Origin of the sequence: Sphingomonas sp. (genome assembly GCF_032114135.1) — a bacterium.
Taxonomy (GTDB): domain Bacteria; phylum Pseudomonadota; class Alphaproteobacteria; order Sphingomonadales; family Sphingomonadaceae; genus Sphingomonas.
The window spans coordinates 451,185-470,398 of record NZ_DAMCTA010000002.1 but is presented as its reverse complement, the minus strand read 5'-3'; the positions used below and the strand labels follow the sequence as shown (position 1 = coordinate 470,398).

The following is a 19,214-nucleotide window of genomic DNA, read 5'->3' as shown; positions in this document are numbered from 1 at the left end:
GGATCAGAATCCCAGGGTTAGGGGCGTGCCGGCGGAGAGCCGGGAAAGCGCCGCCTGATAGTTTTTGAGTTGCGCCTGTTCGACCGCGGTCGATGCGCCCTTCTTGCCGTTGCTCGTCTTGCCGCCGTCAATGAACGCCGTCTTGCTGTCATCCCAATATAGAGAGCGATAGGCGGTCTGCGTCATCGAGATCGCATCTTTGATCTTGCCCAGCGCCGCCTTGGCGTTGTCGGTCGAGGCGAGGCTCAGCGCTTCGTTCAGTTCCAGCCCGTAATTGCCGCCCGGCTTGACCTTGGGCGCGGTGCCCACCACGGCGGCCTGGTTGGCGATGCGCTGCGGCTCAAGCCCCAGCTTGGAGAGCGCGTCGGCGTCCGTGCTGCCGGCGAGCAGCTCCAGACTATGCCCCTGCTTCATCGAGATGCGCAGCGACTGCACGCCGTCGACCGTCGTGGCTGTCACCGTGCCCTTGGACGCACCGATCATGCTCTGGATGCGCTCGGCGATGGTCTTGAGCGTGTCGTCCTTTTCGATCGTCACGCGGCGCACGGCATAGTCGTCCGCCTTGATCGAGAAATAATCGCCGGCACGCAGCGTCGTCTGGGTCGTGACCTTGTCGGACACCGTCGGGTTGAGCAGTCCGCGGTTGAAGCCCAGCGCCCCCAGCGCGGTGCTGCCGCCGACATCCGCAGCGACGCGCACCGGCTCGGTCCGCGTCTGGGCTTGGCCGAACTGGGTGGTGGTGCCCACGGCGCCGGATGCGGCATCGATCTGGGTGACGAAGCCGTCCACGGGGCCGCGCCGCGGAGCGGCAAGGTCGCCCGTGGTCCGGCCACCCGCATATATCTTGTCGCCCATGAAGGCGACGCTGTCGATCTGATCGTCTTCCCCGGTGCCGACATAGGTGGTGGTGGCGCTGGTGAGGTTCGCGTCGATCCGGGTGACGAAGCCGTCGCGACCCCCGCTGAGGCCATTCGACTGCGTGCCGGCGATCGCGCTGCTGGTGGCCCCGCCCACCGCAATGCTGCCATCCGCCGACACCGCCAGGGCGCGGGCATCGGCGGTGCCGAGGCTGATGCTGCCGAGCGTGTTCGACAATGCGCTCGCCTGCAGCTTCATCACGCTCGCAACGCCCTGGCTGGACACGAGTGCGAGAAGGTTTCCGTCCTTGTCGGTCGCCAGGCTGCTGATCGTGTCGCTGCCGCCGGTATTGATCGTGCGGCGTTCGGCAATCTTGCCCTTGGGATCGATCCGCACCACCATGGCATCGCCGCCATCCTTGTTGGCGATGCGGCCCGCGACGAACACCGATCCATCGGCGCCGACGGTGACCGCGCGGGCCGTATCGGCGTCCTTGGACACGACCAGGGTCGAAAACTGTTCGTCGCCATTGGCGGCGTATTTCGCCACCGCCATGTCGCCATCGGCGGTGATGCCGTTGAAGCTGCCGGTCACCGTGCCGGCGACGACGACGCTGCCGTCCTGCCCCAGCGATACCGATGCGCCGGTCGCGCTGCCGTTCGCCCCCAGGTTGCGCTGCCACACCACCTTGCCGGCGCTGTCCATCTTCGTGAGGAACAGATTGTCGTTGCCGGTGGAAAGGTTGGCGCCCAGATCGCCCTTGGTGGTGCCGACGACATAGGAGAAGCCCTGCGCATCGGTGACGCTCGCCGCCGCCGTGGTGCTGGCATAGACATCGCTGGTCTTGGTCGTTTCCAGCTTCACCTTGCCGTCCGGACCGTCCACGGCCTTGGTGACGTTGGTCGTCTTGCCGGCGATGACGTTCTGTGCGGTGCCCTGGCGATCAAGCGCCGCGATCGTTCCCATCGTCACCTTGGTGTTGTCACCGGTGGGGTCGTTGAGGCGGAACACCTGGGTCGCGGTCGGCGAGTCGAGTGGCGTCTGGCCGGTGGTCACGACCAGCGAGTCCTTGGCACCTGCCTGTTCGAGGCTCACCTGTTCCAGTCCGTCCGGGGTGGTGAGATTCAGGCTCCACATCCCATCCTTAAGCTCGGGCTCGAACCGGGCATGCCATTTGCTGACCGGTTCGCCCTTGCTGTCGGTAAGGACCGTGCCGTCCGCCTTGTAGGCGATTTCCGAGCGGATCTGTGTATTGAGCGCGTCCGCGACCGAGTTGATCGTCGGCGGCTGCGGGCCGCTCGAGAGATCGACGGTGAAGCTCTGCGACTGCGTGCCGCGCTTGATGCTGACGACGAATTGTTCGCTGCCGGTAAGGCCGGGGAGCGGATCCGACGCCTTCTTCACCAGCGGCTTGCCGGCGGTCTCGTAGAGGTTGGTGGCGGCGAGTTCGCTCGTCTTGGTCGTCGTGGCAGGCTTGCCGAAGCCGAGGTTTACCTTGTCCGACGGGGACGTCGCCAGATAGCTCTGCAGGTCGGCCAGGCCCTTGGAGAAGGCCTTCTGATACTGCGCGCGCTGCGCGTCCGACGTCGTCTTGTCGGCGGCGGCCTCGGCGAGCACGCGCAGCTTGTCGAGGGACTTGAACGCGGTGAAGCTGGTCTTCACATCGTCGGGGAGCAGACTTCCGTTGCTGTCGGTGGTGGCGGGCTGGATCAGCGTGCGCGCCGCAAGGATCGAGCTGAGCTGGGACGAGGTGGCGGTACCGTCCGCATCCTTCCAGGGCGGGGCGGTCGGAACGGTGTCGAACAGCGCCTTGGCGGTGCGCACCGCCTTGCTCTCGAACGTCGGCAAGGTCGAGGTGGCAAACGAGTTCTGCCCCGTGAGCAAACTCAGCCCGATCAGATTTGCCGATAAATTAACCATGATCCGATCCGTCCCTTCCCCATTCAATCCTATAATAGAGGAGAGCGCGGCCTTGCGGGTGCGCGCGGACCATTTTCTGCAGGGATGAGCATGGCTTCTGTCGCCACGGTGGGTGAACCGCCCGAACTGAAGAAATTCTCGGGGCCGCAGCGCGCGGCCGCGCTGATGCTCGCGCTCGGCAAGGAACATGGCGCGCCGATCTGGGACCAGCTTTCCACCGACGAGATCAAGGAACTGTCCTCGACGATCGCCAGCCTGGGCCGCATTCCCAGCGCCGTCGTCGAATATCTGCTCGTCCAGTTCACCGGCGAAGTCGCCAGCATGGCCTCGCTCCACGGCAGCTACGAGACCACCGAACGCCTACTAGGCGGCATCCTTCCGGACGAGAAGGTCAGGGAGATCATGGAGGATATCCGTGGTCCTTCGGGCCGGACGATGTGGGACAAGCTGTCCAATGTCTCCGAAACCGTGCTCGCCGGCGCGCTCAAGCAGGAATATCCGCAGACCGTCGCGGTCATCCTGTCGAAGCTGCGCCCGGATCACGCCGCGCGGGTGCTGGCCGAGCTGCCGCGCGAGTTCGCGGTCGACGTGATCATGCGCATGCTGCGGATGGACACGGTGCAGAAGGAAGTCATCAACCAGGTCGAGCAGACGCTCAAGACCGAGTTCATGACCAACCTGTCCCGCTCGCAGAAGCGCGATCCGCACGAGAGCATGGCCGAGCTGTTCAACTCGCTCGACCGTTCGACCGAGGAAGCGATGCTCACCGCGCTCGACGCCAAGGCGCCGGAAAGCGCCGAACGCATCCGCGCGCTGATGTTCACCTTCGAGGATCTCTCGAACCTGCTGCCGCCGGCGATCGCCTCGATCGTTCGCAACGCGGACAAGCGCGAGATGGCGCTGGCGCTGAAGGGTGCGCCGGAGCAGCTGAAGACGATGTTCTTCAATGCGATGACCGAGCGCGCCGCGAAGCTGATGCGCGAGGACATGGCCGGCATGGGCCCCGTGCGCGCGCGCGATTGCGAAGAGGCGCAGTCGAGCCTCGTCCGCTTGGCCAAGGACCTTGCCGATCGCGGCGAGATCCTGCTGGTCGATCCCAAGTCCGACGACGCGATGATTATCTAAGGAGCATGGCAGCATGAGCATCCATGTCGAACGTTTCGCCTTCGACCGCGTCTTTTCGGCGCCGATCCCCGACAAGAAGCTGGTCAACGAAGACGCGCTGATCGAGCTGGCCGCGCTGCGCGCCGAGATCGCGCTGCTCAAGGCCGATCAGCAGGTCGTGATCGATCGCGCGCGTGCCGAGGGTTTCGAGGCCGGGCTCGCCCAGGCACGCGCCGAGCGCGAAGTGGCGCTGCTCAGCGCGGTCGACGCACTGCATGCCGGCATCGAGGTGATCGACGCCCAGTTCACCGAGATCACCGAGCGGGTGACCAGCGAAGCGACCGAAGTCGCGCTTGCCGCGGCCGACCATATCGCCGCACGCGCGATCGAACGCGCGCCCGGTGACGCGATCGACGCGGCGATCGGCCGCGTGCTCGGCCAGGTCGCGCGCGGCACCGAGCTGCAGGTGCGCGTCCACCCCGATCTGGTCGACGACATCGAAGCCAAGATCGCCGACCGCCAGTCCAGGGACCGGCGCAAGCTGAGCCTCATCGTCGCACCGGATTCGACGCTGGCGATGGGCGATGCGCTGATCAACTGGGACGAAGGTGGCCTCGCGCTCAACGCCCAGCAGCGCCGCGACGCGATCACCGCCGAACTGGAAAGCCTGTTGCTCCACTGAACGCCGCAGGCGGAACGGCAAATCGGGTGAAAGGTTGAGCTCCTTCGAACCTTCGAAGGAAAACACCCATGCCGACGCCCGTCCGTTTCTCGTCCTCCGTCGAACAGCCGCAGCCCGACGAAGCGGAGACGATCGCCGGGCTCAAGGAGCAGTTCCAGAAGATTCTCGACACCACATCCGAGGATTATCAGCACGCCGTTCGTTCGGTGCATGCCAAGGGACATGGCCTGGCGCGCGGCACCTTCACGGTTGCCGACGATCTGCCGCCCGAACTCGCTCAGGGCCTGTTCGCGACGCCGGGCAGTCATGAAGCGATCCTGCGCTTCTCCACCAATGCCGGCGACATCCTGGACGATTCGATCCGCCTGCCGCGCGGCGTGGCGCTCAAGGTGCTGGGCGTCGAGGGCGAACGCCTGCCGGGCAGCGAAAGCGACACGACGCAGGACTTCGTGATGGTCAACGCGCCTGCCTTCGCAGCCCCCGACGCCAAGAAGTTTCTCGGCAACCTCAAGCTTCTTGCCGGCACGACCGACAAGGCAGAGGGCGCTAAAAAACTGCTCTCCGCCGTGTTGCGCAGCTTCGAGGCTGCGATTGAGGCGGTCGGCGGCAAGTCGGCACTGCTGAGCACGCTGGGCGGCGCGAAACCCGTGCATCCGCTGGGCGCCACCTATTACAGCCAGACGCCCTATCGCTACGGCGATCATATCGCCAAGTTCCAGCTGGTACCGGTCTCGGGCATCAAGGACTTTGCCGACGAGACGATCAACGCGACCGGCCGTCCCGACGCGATCCGCGAGGCGGTGAACGAGTTGCTCGCCGAGCAGGGCGGCACTTGGGAGCTGCGCGTGCAGCTCTGCACCGATCTGGACAAGATGCCGGTCGAGGATGCTTCGGTCGCGTGGGATGAGGAAGAAAGCCCCTATCGCACCGTTGCGACGCTGCAGGTCGCGCCGCAGGCCGGCTGGGTCTATGGCGAAAGCGACAAGATCGAGGACCGGCTGTCCTTCGCGCCCTGGCACGGTCTTGCCGCGCACCAGCCGCTCGGCGGGGTGAACCGCGCGCGCAAGGAGCCGTACAAATTCTCGGCGGACTATCGCGGCCGATTCAACGGCTGCCCGATGCATGAGCCGCGCGCGCTTGACGAGCTGAACGCGGAGGCGTGATCGGCAAGGGGCCGCCCCGCGGCGGCCCCTTGCCTGGCGCGGTCAGCCCTGATGCGGATCGCGCGGACGTTCCGGCCGGGCGGGACGCTGGGGTTGCGGCTGGGGGTGCGGGCGCGCATGGTCCGCACGCGCCGCAGCCTGGGCGCGCTGCTGCTGCGCCATCTGCACCCGTGCCTGCGCCTGGCGCTGCGCGGCCTGAGCGCGGGCCGCTTGCTGCTGACGAGCCTGTAGCTGCGTCTGCTGCTTGGCGGCCTGTTGCTGACGGGCACGCTGTTGCGCCTGCTGCCGCTGCATCTGCTGCGCCTGTTGCTGACGCTGCGCCGCCGCCGCACGTGCCATTTGCTGCGCATGTTGCTGGTCACGGCGCTGCGCCGCAGCCTGTTGCATCCGCTGCTGCGCCGCAACCTGCTGCTGTCTGCGCTGCTGCGCAGCCTGTTGGGCGCGCGCCTGCGCAGCCTGCTGCTGCGCCTGACGCTGGTTCGCCTGACGCTGAGCCGCCTGCTGCGCCTGACGCTGGGCCACCTGACGCTGCGCTACCTGCTGCTGGGCCTGGCGCTGGCGCGCCTGCTGCTCAGCAAGCTGACGCTGCTGCGCCTGCAGGCTCGCGCGTTGCTGCTCTTGCTGCTGCAGCGCGAGCCGCTGCTCTGCCTGCGCCTGACGCTGGCGCTGTGCCGCCGCTTGCTGGACCTGGCGCTGCGCCGCCTGTTGCTGGGCAATCTGCTGCGCGCGCGCCTGCTGCTCGCGGCGCTGTGCGGCGGCCTGGCGGTCGCCGCCGAACCAACGGTTCATCCAGTTGCGCTGCTGCTGCGGGGGCTGCGAAGGCGTGTAGGCGACGGGCTGCGGCGCCGGGGTTCGGAAGCCCTGGCGTTGCCATGCCGCGAAACGCTGTGTGGCGAAGGCGCGGCGCGCGCGTTCCTGCTGCCAGACGGTCTGTTCCTGCGCGGCATGCGCCTGGCGATAGGCCTGCCATTCGGCCTGGCGCGCCTGCGCCTCCGCCCATTGCGCGTTCGCCGCGGCGATCTCGGCACGCCGCGCCGCCCAATTGGCCGCTACGACGCCGCGATGTTCGCGCTGCCCTGACAGCTGGTAAAGATATGCCCCACGGTCATAATAGCGCGACGCAATGTCGGCGCGACCATAATAGGCATTCGCCGGCAGCAGATCGCCGCCCGCGTCATAAACCGCGACCAGATCGTCGCCGGAATAGGCATAGCTATAGCCGGGATCGCGGACGAGGTAGGGCTGGTCCGCGCCGGCCTGATAGTAATAATAGCGATAGCCGCCATCGATCGGCTCGGCATAGCGGCGGTCGCCGAGGCTGGTCTGCCAAACCCAGGGCGAGACGCGGCCGTCGTCATAGGCATAATCGGGCGGCGCATCGCCGATCGCATTGGCAACGCCCTGCGCGCGATCGAGATAGGCATAGGCGTCGCTGCGCTGCGCGACTTGCGCCACGCGGACTCGCCGGGTCGCAGGCAGCTGCTGGGCCGCGGGGGCCGTGGCGAGCGACGTTGCGGCACCAGCCTGCAACGGCACCGCCGCCGGCAGCGCCGGCAGGGCTTCGGCCATATTGCCCGTCGACGCATTACTATCCGCCTGCTGCGCCGGGGTTCCCGGGTTGCAGCCGGCCAGCGCCAGCGCGATCACGCTCACCGAGAGCATGGCGGGGCGTTTCAAGAGATCGGACATCACAGCTCCTCACTTCCCGCCCCCTTGCCGCAGCTTCTGCCCGATCCAGGCTGAACCTGCGCTGGAGCGGCCGTTCATCGGCCGTCAAACGCCCGTCTCTGGTTTCCGATGCGCGCGCATGCGTACCGATCAGCCCGAACTGAGACGCCGCATCTGATTGCCCACGGTGCGCACCGCGAGCCCGCTGGCCAGCACCATGTCGAGCAACGCCTCGTGCTGCGCGGCAGTCACCGCCCCGTCAGTTTCTGGCCCGGCGCCCACCTGATGAAACACCAGAATCGCCCAGCGCCGCTCGTGCCGCGCCAGCTGCAGATAGTTGAACACGTCGAGCGGCTGCGCGTCATAGCCCACCGCCAGTGCCTGCAGCCGATAGGGATGCCGTCGCACCCAGGTCGCAGGGTTGGGCGGGCCCTCGCTGTTGCGTGCGCTGTCGATCCGAAGCCGCTTAAGCAGCGCTTCGTAGCGCGCGCGCTCCACATTGGGCTTACCCGGCCCCAGATCGGTAACGTCGCAGGGATAGGCGAAGTCGCGCGGCCGCGTCGGCCCGGCGACCTTGTCCAGCCACGCTTCCAGCGGCCGGAACTCCTTGTCCGCGAACGCCTCCGCGCTGAGCGGACCGATGTCGCACGGGTGGTGCATGGTATGCGCGCCGAGTTCATGCCCCCGCGCCGGCAACTTCTCCCAATCGCCCACCCGAGCGACGATATTGTCCCAGGTTACGTAGAAGGTGCCGCGCAAGCCGCGGCGCTCCAGTGCCGGCGCCGCCACGTCAAGATGCGAGGGCAACCCGTCGTCATAGGTCAGGCTCAACGCCCCGCCTTCGCCGTCCGCCGCCCGCGCGATCGGGGCGCCGAGCATCAGCGTCGCCATCCCTGTCGCGAAGTGCCGCCTGTTCACCTGCATGTCGTCTCCATTCGTTGGCCATGCCCTTGGCCGCAGCCTTGGACGTACGCAACCACGCTTGTGTGGCTTCGCATGCGCCAAACGACTGCTAGGCAAAAAATTCCCACCCGGCAGAAACTGCCGCTCCGCCCGCCGCCTATAAGTCCATTAACAAGGGGCATTCCGCGCCCCGTAGCTACTGCATGGGGCGGCTTTGGAAGCGATCAAGAATCTGGTGGCGCAACTCGGCACCAAGCGGCTCGCGATGATGGGGGGCGTGGCGTTCGCTCTGCTCGCGGCGCTGACCTTCGTGGCGATGAGCAGCTCCAAGTCCAACATGGGCTACCTCTACACCGATCTCGATCCGGCAGCTGCCTCGACGATCACCGAGAAGCTCAAGGCGCAGAACGTGCCCTACACGCTCTCTGCCGACGGCACCGCGATCATGGCGCCCGAGGACAAGCTCGCCGAGCTCCGCATGAGCATGGCCAGCGAGAAGCTGGGCGGCAAGATCGGCTATGAGGTGCTCGACCAGGAGCAGCCCTTCGGCGTTTCCGCCAGCCGCGCCAAGATGAACGAGACGCGCGCCATCGAGGGCGAGCTCTCCAAGTCGATCCAGACGATTCAGAGCGTCACCGCCGCGCGGGTCCATATCGTGATGCCCGAGCGCGCGATGTTCGCCACCGAAAGCCGCAAGGCGACTGCGGCGGTCACCATCAAGACCAAGGGCCATATCGGGTCCGAGCAGGTCGCCTCAATCCGCTACCTCGTCTCCTCCTCGGTCCCCGAATTGTCTCCCGACGCCGTCTCGGTCGTCGACCAGACCGGTGCCCTGCTTGCCCGCGCGGGCGATCCCGACACCGCCGCCGCCGGCGATGCGGATGAGCGCCAGCAGACCGTCGAGGGCAAGCTGCGCGACGAGATCGAGGCGCTGCTGCAGCCGATCGTCGGCGAGGGCAAGGTCCGCGCCGAGGTCTCGGCCCAGATCGACCGCGACCAGACCCGCGAGGAATCGAACGTCTTCGATCCCGACAAGCAGGTCGTGTCCCGCCAGGTGAGCGTCGAAACCGGCGACCAGAACAAGGAGAGCGATGCCGGTCCGCAGACCGCCTCGGTCGCCAACCAGATGCCCGACGCCAAGGCCAATCCGGGCGCCCCGGGCAGCTCGCGCCAGTCGGCCAGCAACCAGACGTCGGAAGACACCACCTATTCGAACAGCTCGACCAGGACGGTCACGCTGCGCTCGCCGGGCAAGGTCACCCGCCTCACCGTCGCAGTGATGGTCGATGGCGGTCCGAAGGGGCTTCCCGCCGATCAGGTCCAGCGCCTCCAGCGCCTGGTGGAGAATGCCGTCGGCATCGACACCCAGCGCGGCGACAGCGTCGTCGTCGAGAGCATGCCCTTCTCGGCGGTGCCGGTGGACGATGCCAAGGAGAGCCTCTTCTCCAAGCTGCCGATGGACCGGATCTGGACCTTCCTGCAGCTCGCACTGATTGCCGGTGTCGGCCTGCTCGCCCTGCGCATGCTCAAGCCCAAGCCCGAGCCGCTGCCAATCGAGCCGGAAATGACCCAGCTGGCGGCGCAGCAGCAGTCCGAAGAGATGCGGATGCTTACCGCCCGCGCCGCGGACGGCGACCCGGAAGCGCTCCAGCAGCTCGAGCAGATGAACGTCTCCGAAACGGCGCTGCTCGATCAGGAAATCGCCCTCGCCCAGGTGGATGGGCGGATCAAGCTCTCCGCGCTCAAGCGGATTGGCTCGGCCATCGCGGCCAGCCCGCCCGAGGCTGCCTCGGTGATTCGCCAGTGGATGAACGCATAGGATTTTAGCAGATGACGATCGATCCCCACGACATCATCCCATCGGACGGCAGCGAGCCTCAGCCCGCACCCGCCCCCGACTTCCAGGATTTCGAACTGCCGGGCAGCATGCCCGAGGGCAATGGCGGCAGCGCCGGCCTCGAGGCCGTGCACGACGTGCCGGTCAAGGTGCAGGCGGTACTCGGCCGCGCGCGGATGCCGATCGGCGATCTGCTCGCGCTCAGCTCGGGCACCGTGCTCGAGCTGGACCGCCGCGTCGGCGAACCGGTCGACATCTTCGTCAACGACCGGCTGATTGCCCGTGGCGAAGTCGTGCTGATCGATAACGCGCTGGGCGTGACGCTCACCGAAATCGTGCGGCCCGATCGCTGATGGCCACCTCGATCCGCATGCTGCTGATCGGCGAACCCGGCAGCGAGTTCCGTCTCGCCGCCGAGCTTGCCCGCAGCGCCGGCGCCGAAGTGGCGATGGCCGACACGCCCGGTGACGGGCTGGTCGAGCTGCGCCAGGGCGGTGCCGATCTGGTGATGATCGACGTCGAGGCGGACATCACCGCCTTCATGGCGAGCATCCGCGCCGAGCGCTTCACCATCGCCGTGCTGGCCTGCGGAATCGATGCGCCGGCAGAGCGCGCCGTGGCGGCGATCCGCGCCGGTGCACGTGATTACGTTCCCCTCCCCCCGCAGCGCGAGCTGATCGCCGCGGCCATCGCCTCGGTAGTCGAGCGCAAGGCGCCCGCCTGGATCGGCGGCCACCCGGCGCTCGCCCGTGCGCTGTCGCTCGCCGCGGGTGTGGCGCCCAGCGCCGCCCCGGTGCTGATCACCGGCGAAAAGGGCAGCGGCAAGGAAATGATGGCGCGCGCGGTGCACGATGCCTCGGGCCGTCCGCAGCCGATGCTGGTGGCGGAATGCGCGGGCGTCGCACCCGACGTGATCGAATCCGAACTGTTCGGCCACGAGGCCGGCGCCTTTCCGGGTGCCGTTGCCCGCCGCATCGGTCGGCTGGAAAAGGCCGGGCACGGCACGGTGCTGCTGCGCGAAGTCGGCATGCTGTCGCCGGCGTTGCAGGCCAAGCTGCACGAGGTGCTCCAGAAGCAGCAGTTCCGCCGCCTGGCGGGCCACGAGGCCATTCCCTTCCACGGTCGCCTGATCGCCACCTCCAGCCTCAACCTCGATGCGCTGGTGGAGACCGGCACGTTTCGCGCCGATCTGCTGGTGCGGCTGGGGCTGGTGCGCGTCGAGGTGCCGCCCTTGCGGGCCCGCGGCGAGGACATCATCGCCCTCGCCCGCTATTTCGCCAAGCGCCACGCCGAAGTCGACGGCCTGCCCCCGCGCGCCTTCACGGACGAGGCGCTAGCGCTGCTCCAGCGCTATGTCTGGCCGGGCAACATCCGCGAGCTGGACGAGACAGTGCATCGCGCCATCCTGCTCGGCCGCGGCGCCGCGATCATGCCGGGCGACCTGGTGCGCGCCGACGGCACGCCGCTCGCCGAGCTCAACACAGAGACCAATCCTTTGGACATCAACAGCCTGGTCGGGCGCACGGTCGAAGAGGTCGAGCGCGAGCTGATCCTGCAGACGCTGGAGCGCTGCCACGGCAACCGCACCTCGGCGTCGAACATCCTCGGCATTTCGGTGCGGACGATGCGCAACAAGCTGCGCAGCTTCATCGACGCCGGCATCGCCGTCTCGCCCGCGCCCTGACCTCCAGTTTCCGGTAGCAGCCCATGCCTCCCGTCGTCCTGAAATTCCTCGATCGCATCGGCGCCAACCGCGACATGGCGCTGGCCGGCGGCGTGATCGCGATCATCGCGATGCTGATCCTGCCGATGCCGGGCTGGATGCTCGACATGGGCCTGGCCCTGTCGATTACCGTCTCGGTGATGATCCTGATGACGGCGCTGTTCATCGAGAAGCCGCTGGAGCTCAGCGCCTTCCCGACGATCCTGCTGATCGCGACGATGCTGCGGCTGGGCCTGAACCTGGCCTCGACGCGCCTGATCCTGGGCCATGGCCATGAGGGCCCCGATGCCGCCGGCGGCGTGATCGGCGCTTTCGGCGAATTCCTGATGGGCGGCGAGACCATCATCGGCCTCACCATCTTCATGATCCTGGTGGTGATCAACTTCGTCGTCATCACCAAGGGCGCCGGCCGTATTGCCGAAGTCGCCGCGCGCTTCAGCCTCGATTCGATGCCCGGCAAGCAGATGGCGATCGACGCCGATCTCTCAGCGGGCATGATCAACGAGGAACAGGCCAAGCAGCGCCGCTCCGAAGTGGAAGCCGAAAGCGGCTTCTACGGTGCGATGGACGGTGCCTCCAAGTTCGTGAAGGGCGATGCCGTCGCCGGCCTGCTGATCACCGCGATCAACATCGTCGTCGGCCTCGGCATCGGCGTGATCGAGCACGGCGTGCCGATCGGCGAGGCGTTCCGCACCTATACCGTGCTCACCGCGGGCGACGGTCTGGTCAGCCAGATCCCGGCGCTGATCGTGTCGACCGCGGCGGGTCTGCTCGTCTCCAAGGGCGGCGTCGCCGGCAAGACCGGCGCGGCACTGGGCGACCAGCTCGGCCGCTACCCCAAGGCGTTCGGCATGGTGTCGTTCCTGATGGGCGCGCTGGCCCTGATGCCGGGCCTGCCCTTCATCCCCTTCGCCGCCTTCTCGGCGCTGTCGGGCTGGGTCGCGTGGGAGATGTCGCGCCGCTCCACCGCCAAGGCCGCGCGCCAGCGCATCCAGGCGGCGCAGGAAGTCGCGCAGTCGCAGGCGGTCGAACAGCCCATCTCCGAGACGCTGGCGATCGACGCCGTCCGCATCGAGATCGGCTACGCGCTGCTGCCGATGATCAACGACGATACGCGCGAACCGCGGCTCGACGACCAGGTCCGCGCACTGCGTCGCCAGATGGCGACCGAATATGGCTTCGTGCTGCCGTCGGTTCGAATCATCGACAATATGGGCCTCAAGCCCAACGAATATGTCATCTCGATCAAGGAGACCGAGGCGGCGCGCGGCGACATCCGGCTGGAGAAGCTGCTGCTGATCAATCCGGGCGGCGGCTCGGTCGGCCTGCCGGGCGAAGTCACCAAGGAACCCGTGTTCGGCCTGCCGGCGCTGTGGATCGATCGCGAGCTGCGCGACGAAGCCGGCTTCCGCGGCCTCACCGTCGTCGATTGCGGCACGATCATCGCCACCCACCTGACCGAGCTGGTGAAGGAAAACATCGCCGATCTGCTCTCGTACACCGAGACGCAGAAGCTGCTGACCGAAGTCCACAAGGAATCGGAAAAGCTGGTGGCGGATATCATCCCGTCCAAGGTCTCGGTGTCGAGCGTCCAGCGCATCCTGCAGAACCTGCTCGCCGAGCAGATCTCGATCCGCGACATCCCGACGATCCTCGAAGGCATCGCGGAATCGGCGCCGCTGACCAGCAACCTGACCACGATCACCGAGCATGTCCGCAGCCGTCTCGCCCGCCAGATCAGCGCCTCGCAGGCGCGCGGTGACGCGATCCCGGTGGTGACGCTCTCGGCCGACTGGGACCAGGCCTTTGCCGACAGCATCCTCGGCGCGGGCGACGATCGCCAGCTGGCGATGGCGCCTTCCGCGCTCCAGCAATTCATCGGCGCAGTGCGCGAGACCTATGACCGGCTGGCGCAGGACGGCGAGATCCCCGTGATGCTGACCAGCCCGTCGATCCGGCCGTTCGTCCGCTCGATCATCGAGCGTGTCCGCCCGGCGACGGTGGTGCTGTCGCAGAACGAGATCCACGCCCGCGCGCGCATCCGGGCGCTCGGCGTAATTGGCTGACCCGCAACGATCGGTTCCGGGATTGTCCTATAATGGTTTGGAACGGCCTCTTTCCGGCCGCGCATGAGGCGACTGCATGAACGTCACGAACATCGGCTCCCCCTTCGCCGCCCCCGTATCGCAGGAGGGCGCCGCGAATGCGGCCGCCGCTACCGGCTTTGCAGGATTGCTGGGCGGCGTGGGATCGGGTGGCGTGAGCGGCTGGGCGGGCCAGGGGCTCGTCTTCGCCGGCGCGGGTACGACGGGACTGCTCGGCACGCAGACTACTACCCCGCTCTTGCCCGTCGCCCCGGATGCGAATGCGGTCCCGGCCGACAAGCCGCAAGTGGGTATCACCCAGTTGCTTGCCACCGCCGCGCCGGCCGGCATCACCCCACCGGTCGCGACCGGCGGCAACCCGCTTGCCGACGCGATCGCCAAGGCACTCGCCGGCGCGCGCGGCAAGGCTGACGACGCCGTGGCTACGCCTGATGCCAAGCCGGACGAAGTGCCCGCGGAGCTCGGGACAGCGGATATCGGCGCGCTCGCGCCAAAGCCGATTGCCGCTGATCCAAAGCTGGGGAACGCAGGACCGCGCGGGGCAACCGTACCCAAGTCCAACCTCGCAGAGGCAAAGCCGGAGCCCGCCGGCGTGGTAGCCGAACCGCTGGTGGCCGCAGCAAAGCCGGTGGAAGAGGACGTTGTGCCCGCACGGCCGACGGCCGCGGTCAAGCTCGTCAAGCACGCACGTGCCGCCGGGGGGGACAAGACCGGTCTTGATCCCGCCGGCGCGCCGTTGCCAGCGCCGGAAGCGACCACGCCGATGGTCCTCCAGCCGATAGCGGTACCCGTCGCCCCGCAGTCGCAGTCGGCCGCCCAGCCGTCATCGGCGCAACCGCAAGCGGCACCGAGCAAGGCTGGCGGCGTGAGCGGGCCGCGCTTTGCCAAGGCGGAAGCCATGACCGGGAACGATTCCGCGACCGCCCAAACGCCCCCCGACAAGATCACCGATCTGGCCGATGCGGTCGGGGCCGGGCCCCAAGCCGGCGGTGGCGATGGCGGCAACGCCGGCGACCATGGCCAGCAGCATTTCGGCCAGCAGCTCGCCGCGGCGGATACGCGTCATGCCGGCACCGGCACGGTGCCCTTTCCCACCGCCTCCGGCCACGTCGCGTCGCCAGCAACCGCAGCGCCCGCCGCGGCAGCCGCGCCGGCTGCCGAGCCGATGCTCAACGCACGTGCCGGCGAGCTGGGCCGCAGCCTCGGCGTCGAGATCGCCCGCAAGGTCGATGCCGGCGAGGATATGCTCCGCGTGCGAATGAACCCGGCCGAGCTCGGGCGCGTCGAAGTCATGCTCGCGTTCGACGACAAGGGCCGCGTCCAGGCGACGATGCGCGCCGAAAGCCAGCACACGCTCGAGCTGCTTCGCCAGGAAGCCCCCGATCTCGGCCGCGCGCTCGATCAGGCCGGTATCCGCAGCGACTCGAGCAGCTTCCGCTTCGAAAGCCGCGACGGCGGGAGCAACAGCGGCGGCAGCGGCCAGCAGGCCTCGCAGCAGCAGTCGCGCGGCGGCAACCAGCAGTTTCACGACGAACCCGACGCCCAGACCGCGGCCTATCGCCCGATCCGTGGCGACGGCCAAGTCGACCTCATCGCCTAACGCTCAGGAGTAGCGCCATGACTCTCGTCTCTTCGGCCACCGCGGGTACGGGGCAATCCGCCACGACCGAATCGTCCACCAAGCTGACGGCGGACTACAACCTGTTCCTCAAACTGCTGACCACGCAGTTGCAGAACCAGGATCCGACCAACCCGATGGATAGCTCGCAATACACGCAGCAGCTGGTCCAATATTCGCAGGTCGAGCAGTCGATCACGCAGAACAAGACGCTGAACTCGATCCTGTCGAGCCTCAACATGAGCTCGCTGACGTCGAGCACGGCGATGATCGGCCAGCCGGTGCAGCTGGATTCCGACAAGGCCGGCCTCAGCGCCGCCACGCCGGCGCAGTGGCAATGGGACGCGACCAATCCGATCGACAAGCTGACCGCCACGATCACCGATGCCAAGGGCAAGACGGTCGAAAGCTACGACATCGCCGTGCAAGGCAGTTCGGGCCAGTTCAGCTGGGATGGCAGCACCAAGGGCGGCACCAAGTATACGGATGGCCTGTATCAGCTGACGCTTACCGGCACGACCACGGCCGGCGCGAAGATCACCACCACCGCCAAGGCGATGGGCAAGGTGGACGACGTCCAGATGCTCAATGGATCGCCGGTGGTATCGATCAATGGCGCCCAATACCCCACCAGCATGATCTTGAAGATCGCAAAGTAACCTTTGCGCTCCGTAGTATCGCCTAGGGACACGAGCTTAAGTAAAAATCCTGGAGGCAGTTAGTCCAGGATTCGTTTCTCTCCCATCCGATTCTGCGATATAACGAAATCAGAAGCAGCGAGGACGTTCCGATCCCCTCACGATCCTCGCGCTTCCATATTTGCCGAGCTCCCCCGCTCGGCATAGCGGCAGGCCAGTTCCCCCCAACTGGCCTGCCGCTCGCATTTTACGGGTATCACGCCCTTCCCACCCGCAGCATCCGCGTCCGCCACTGGCGCACGACCCATAACAGGGTGCCGGCGCTGCCACGCTATCGAACCGCACGCTTGCCCGCCCCCGCCGCATGGTCCTTCCGCCACGCCGCTGCGGGCCTTGAGGCACCGGCAGGCAAGCGCGTGAACGGTGGAAGGCCGGCAGCGTAGCACGAGCGGCAGTCATTCCTGCGAGGGCGGGGATCCATTCGCCTGGACGTCTGGGGCAAGAACCGCGATTTCAGCGCCAAGGGATCCCCGCCTTCGCGGGGATGACAGCTATTCGGCACGATGCGCGCCTCCCGCCCCAACGGCTGGAGGAGCGGCTTTGGATCAGTGGATTCGCGCCTCGGCACGGCGAGTAAGCTCGCGGGCATGCGCGGCGACGATGCATAGTTCGGCATAGAGCCGGTCCCAGAAGGGCGCGGCGATCTCGAGGCTGACAGCGCCTTCCTGGCTCAGCACCAGCGCGGCGCTGGGATCGAGCTCCAGCCCGAAGCGCGTGGCGAACATGCCGTCGACTTGCTCGTCGGGCAGCCCCTGCGGCACCGACAGCCGCGCCGACATGATGTAGCCGGCAAGCACGTCTACCCCATAGCCGTCGAGCAATATCCGCGGCCGTCCGCCGAGATCGGGCCGCTCGACGACGATCAGCGCACCCGAGGGATGCTCTTCGACGCTGACGCGCAGGCGCCCGCCAAAGGCATCGGTGATTTCACGAATCCTCGGAAACAACGCCAACCTCCCAGTTTCCATCATTATAGAAGCGGAAACCATAATTGCCGCGACTCGCGCGGGCAAAAAAAGAGGGCCGGGATGGCGTACCATCCCGGCCCCCGCAAGCCTTCGGCCCCCCAGGGTTGGGGCCTTGGGCTATTAGCGGAACAGCGAAGTGATCGTCTGCGGCGCCTGGTTGGCGATCGACAGAGCCTGAACACCCAGCTGCTGCTTGACCTGCAGAGCCTGCAATCGAGCCGATTCCTTCGCCAGATCGGCGTCGACGAGGTTGCCGATGCCGCCGTCGATCACGTCCGACAGCTTGCTGGTGAAGGTCTGCTGCGCGTCGATCTTGCGCGAGGCGGCACCCAGCGTGCTGAGCGTGGTCTTCAGGTTGTTCTGGGTCGTGGTGAGCGTGTCGACCATCGACTGTGCCGCAGCCTGCGAGTTGATCTGACCGCTCGACGCGACGGTGATCGTCGAGCCGCCCAGGTCGAGGCCCTGGTTCGCAACGCTCAGCGAGTCGGGGTTCCATGCGGTGGTCGTGGTGTTCGAATCCTGCAGCGACTGCAGCGCGGTCACCTGACCACCCGAAGCCTTGAGCAGGTTCGTCCCGTTGAAGTCCGACGCGTTGACGATCGTGGTGATCTGGTCACGAAGCGCCGTGAAGTCCTTGTTCAGGGCGTCACGGGTCGACGTGTCGATACCGGAGTCGGCAGCCTGCGTGGCCTTTGCCTTCATCTGGTTGACGATGTCGGAGATCTGCTCGGCACCGGCAACGGCGACGTCCGTCACGCTCTTGGCGCGGCTGAGCGACGACGAAACCGCCTTCAGGCCGCCCAGGTCGCCACGGAGGCCCTGTGCGATGGTGTACGAAGCCGAGTCGTCCTTGGTCGAGGACACCGACAGGCCGGTGTTGATGCGGCTCTGGGTGGTGGCCAGGTCCTTCTGGGTCGAGGTCAGGCTCTGGAGAGCCGCCATTGCGCCGACATTGGTGTTAACCGAAAAAGCCATGATGATTTCCTTCTTGGAACATGAGCCGCTTCTGCGGCCCGGGTCGGAAGCGCCGACCCGCGACTGGGCGTGAATGCCCTGCACGTCCATTGTGGGAAGAAAATCGAACCGACCAAAATTTCCCTGAAAATTTTGATGGTTACTGTAAGATTAAGATAAACATCCGGTAAATGCGAAAAGGGCCCGCCGGGATATCCGGCGAGCCCTTTCTTTCACATTAGCCTGAGATCAGGCGTCAGAACGGGAACAGTGCGTCGTAGATCTGCTGCCCCCAGCGCGCCTGCTGCGCATCGGTCAGCTGCCCCTTGCCGCCATAGATGACGCGCGCCTCGGCGATCTGGCTGTGCTGGATCGAGTTGTCGCGCGCGATGTCCTCCGGCCGGATGATGCCGGTGACGATCAGCTCGCGCATCTCGAAATTCACCCGCACTTCCTGACGGCCGCGGATCATCAGATTGCCGTTGGGCAGCACCTGGGTGACGATGGCGGCCATCGTCATATTGATCGTCTCCGATCGCACGGTGGTGCCCCCGCCCGAATATTTCGAGCCCGAATTGGTGTCCACCAGCTTGGACGGATCGGTGCCCGTCAGCTTCTTGATCGGCGTCTGCAGGCCCAGCAGGCTGGAGATGCCGCTGGTTTCGGAGCCGCCGCGCGTCCGTGAGGTGTTGTTGCCGATATCGGCTTTGTCTGCGATCGCGATCTTGATCGTCAGGATGTCGCCCACCCGCCCCGCGCGCTGGTCGCGGAAGAAGGCGCCGGCGCCGGTGCGGAACAGCGACGCGGTCGGCGCATTGGCCGGCTGCTCGGGTCGCACCCGATTGGAGCGATCCAGCGGGGAGGCAAGCGACGGCTCGACATCGGGGGCATCGACCGGATCCATGGTCGAGAGCCTGGGCGCCTTGCCCACCGTCTTCAGCCGGCCGACCGCACCGCAGCCCGAAAGCGTGGCGGTAAGCGCCACTGCAAGAATGATCTTACGCATGTACCTG

At 66.9% G+C, this 19,214-nt stretch carries 15 protein-coding genes; 9 read left to right on the top strand and 6 right to left on the bottom strand.

Annotated elements, in window-relative coordinates:
- Positions 1-3 precede the first annotated feature (3 nt).
- Positions 4-2,778 (bottom strand): hypothetical protein, encoded by a 2,775-nt coding sequence (locus RT655_RS14195; protein ID WP_313537912.1) that lies wholly within the window; start codon positions 2,776-2,778, stop codon positions 4-6.
- A 90-nt stretch (positions 2,779-2,868) separates the two neighbouring features.
- On the opposite strand from RT655_RS14195, the gene RT655_RS14190 reads away from it, so the two are divergent.
- The 3 genes from RT655_RS14190 (at position 2,869) to RT655_RS14180 (ending at position 5,727) form a co-directional block, all read left to right on the top strand.
- Positions 2,869-3,903, top strand: coding sequence for a flagellar motor switch protein FliG (locus tag RT655_RS14190; RefSeq protein WP_313538490.1), 1,035 nt, complete (start codon positions 2,869-2,871; stop codon positions 3,901-3,903).
- 13 nt (positions 3,904-3,916) lie between these two features.
- Positions 3,917-4,564, top strand: a complete 648-nt coding sequence (locus RT655_RS14185) for a FliH/SctL family protein (RefSeq protein ID WP_313537910.1) — start codon at positions 3,917-3,919, stop codon at positions 4,562-4,564.
- Between the two features lie 68 nt (positions 4,565-4,632).
- Positions 4,633-5,727, top strand: coding sequence for a catalase family protein (locus RT655_RS14180; RefSeq protein WP_313537908.1), 1,095 nt, complete (start codon positions 4,633-4,635; stop codon positions 5,725-5,727).
- A 42-nt stretch (positions 5,728-5,769) separates the two neighbouring features.
- Here RT655_RS14180 and RT655_RS14175 read toward each other — a convergent pair whose 3' ends face one another.
- Complete coding sequence (locus RT655_RS14175) at positions 5,770-7,416, bottom strand: hypothetical protein (protein WP_313537906.1); 1,647 nt, start codon at positions 7,414-7,416, stop codon at positions 5,770-5,772.
- Positions 7,417-7,545: 129 nt separating this feature from the next.
- Entirely contained in the window at positions 7,546-8,319 is a 774-nt protein-coding gene (locus tag RT655_RS14170) for a polysaccharide deacetylase family protein (protein WP_313537904.1), read from the bottom strand.
- Between the two features lie 193 nt (positions 8,320-8,512).
- On the opposite strand from RT655_RS14170, the gene fliF reads away from it, so the two are divergent.
- From fliF to RT655_RS14140, 6 genes are all read left to right on the top strand, one after another.
- Positions 8,513-10,117, top strand: a complete 1,605-nt coding sequence (gene fliF, locus RT655_RS14165; protein ID WP_313537902.1) for a flagellar basal-body MS-ring/collar protein FliF — start codon at positions 8,513-8,515, stop codon at positions 10,115-10,117.
- 11 nt (positions 10,118-10,128) lie between these two features.
- A complete protein-coding gene (gene fliN / locus RT655_RS14160; protein ID WP_313537901.1) occupies positions 10,129-10,488 on the top strand; it encodes a flagellar motor switch protein FliN in 360 nt (119 codons plus the stop codon).
- The gene (locus RT655_RS14155; protein ID WP_313537899.1) at positions 10,488-11,819 is read left to right on the top strand and encodes a sigma-54 dependent transcriptional regulator; all 1,332 of its coding nucleotides are present in this window, start codon (positions 10,488-10,490) and stop codon (positions 11,817-11,819) included. The genes fliN and RT655_RS14155 overlap by 1 nt, the downstream gene beginning before the upstream one ends.
- Positions 11,820-11,842: 23 nt before the next feature.
- Complete coding sequence (gene flhA / locus RT655_RS14150) at positions 11,843-13,924, top strand: flagellar biosynthesis protein FlhA (RefSeq protein WP_313537896.1); 2,082 nt, start codon at positions 11,843-11,845, stop codon at positions 13,922-13,924.
- Positions 13,925-14,000: 76 nt separating this feature from the next.
- The gene (locus tag RT655_RS14145) at positions 14,001-15,563 is read left to right on the top strand and encodes a flagellar hook-length control protein FliK (RefSeq protein ID WP_313537895.1); all 1,563 of its coding nucleotides are present in this window, start codon (positions 14,001-14,003) and stop codon (positions 15,561-15,563) included.
- A 17-nt stretch (positions 15,564-15,580) separates the two neighbouring features.
- On the top strand, positions 15,581-16,240 hold the full coding sequence (locus RT655_RS14140; RefSeq protein ID WP_313537893.1) for a flagellar hook assembly protein FlgD: 660 nt from the start codon (positions 15,581-15,583) through the stop codon (positions 16,238-16,240).
- Positions 16,241-16,824: 584 nt separating this feature from the next.
- Here RT655_RS14140 and RT655_RS14135 read toward each other — a convergent pair.
- The 3 genes from RT655_RS14135 to flgH all read right to left on the bottom strand — a co-directional run bounded on the left by RT655_RS14135 (position 16,825) and on the right by flgH (position 19,207).
- Positions 16,825-17,226, bottom strand: a complete 402-nt coding sequence (locus tag RT655_RS14135) for a hypothetical protein (RefSeq protein ID WP_313537891.1) — start codon at positions 17,224-17,226, stop codon at positions 16,825-16,827.
- 141 nt (positions 17,227-17,367) lie between these two features.
- Complete coding sequence (locus tag RT655_RS14130) at positions 17,368-18,222, bottom strand: flagellin (RefSeq protein ID WP_313537889.1); 855 nt, start codon at positions 18,220-18,222, stop codon at positions 17,368-17,370.
- Between the two features lie 235 nt (positions 18,223-18,457).
- Positions 18,458-19,207: a flagellar basal body L-ring protein FlgH gene (flgH, locus tag RT655_RS14125; protein WP_313537887.1), complete on the bottom strand. Its 750-nt coding sequence runs from the start codon at positions 19,205-19,207 to the stop codon at positions 18,458-18,460.
- Positions 19,208-19,214: the final 7 nt, after the last annotated feature.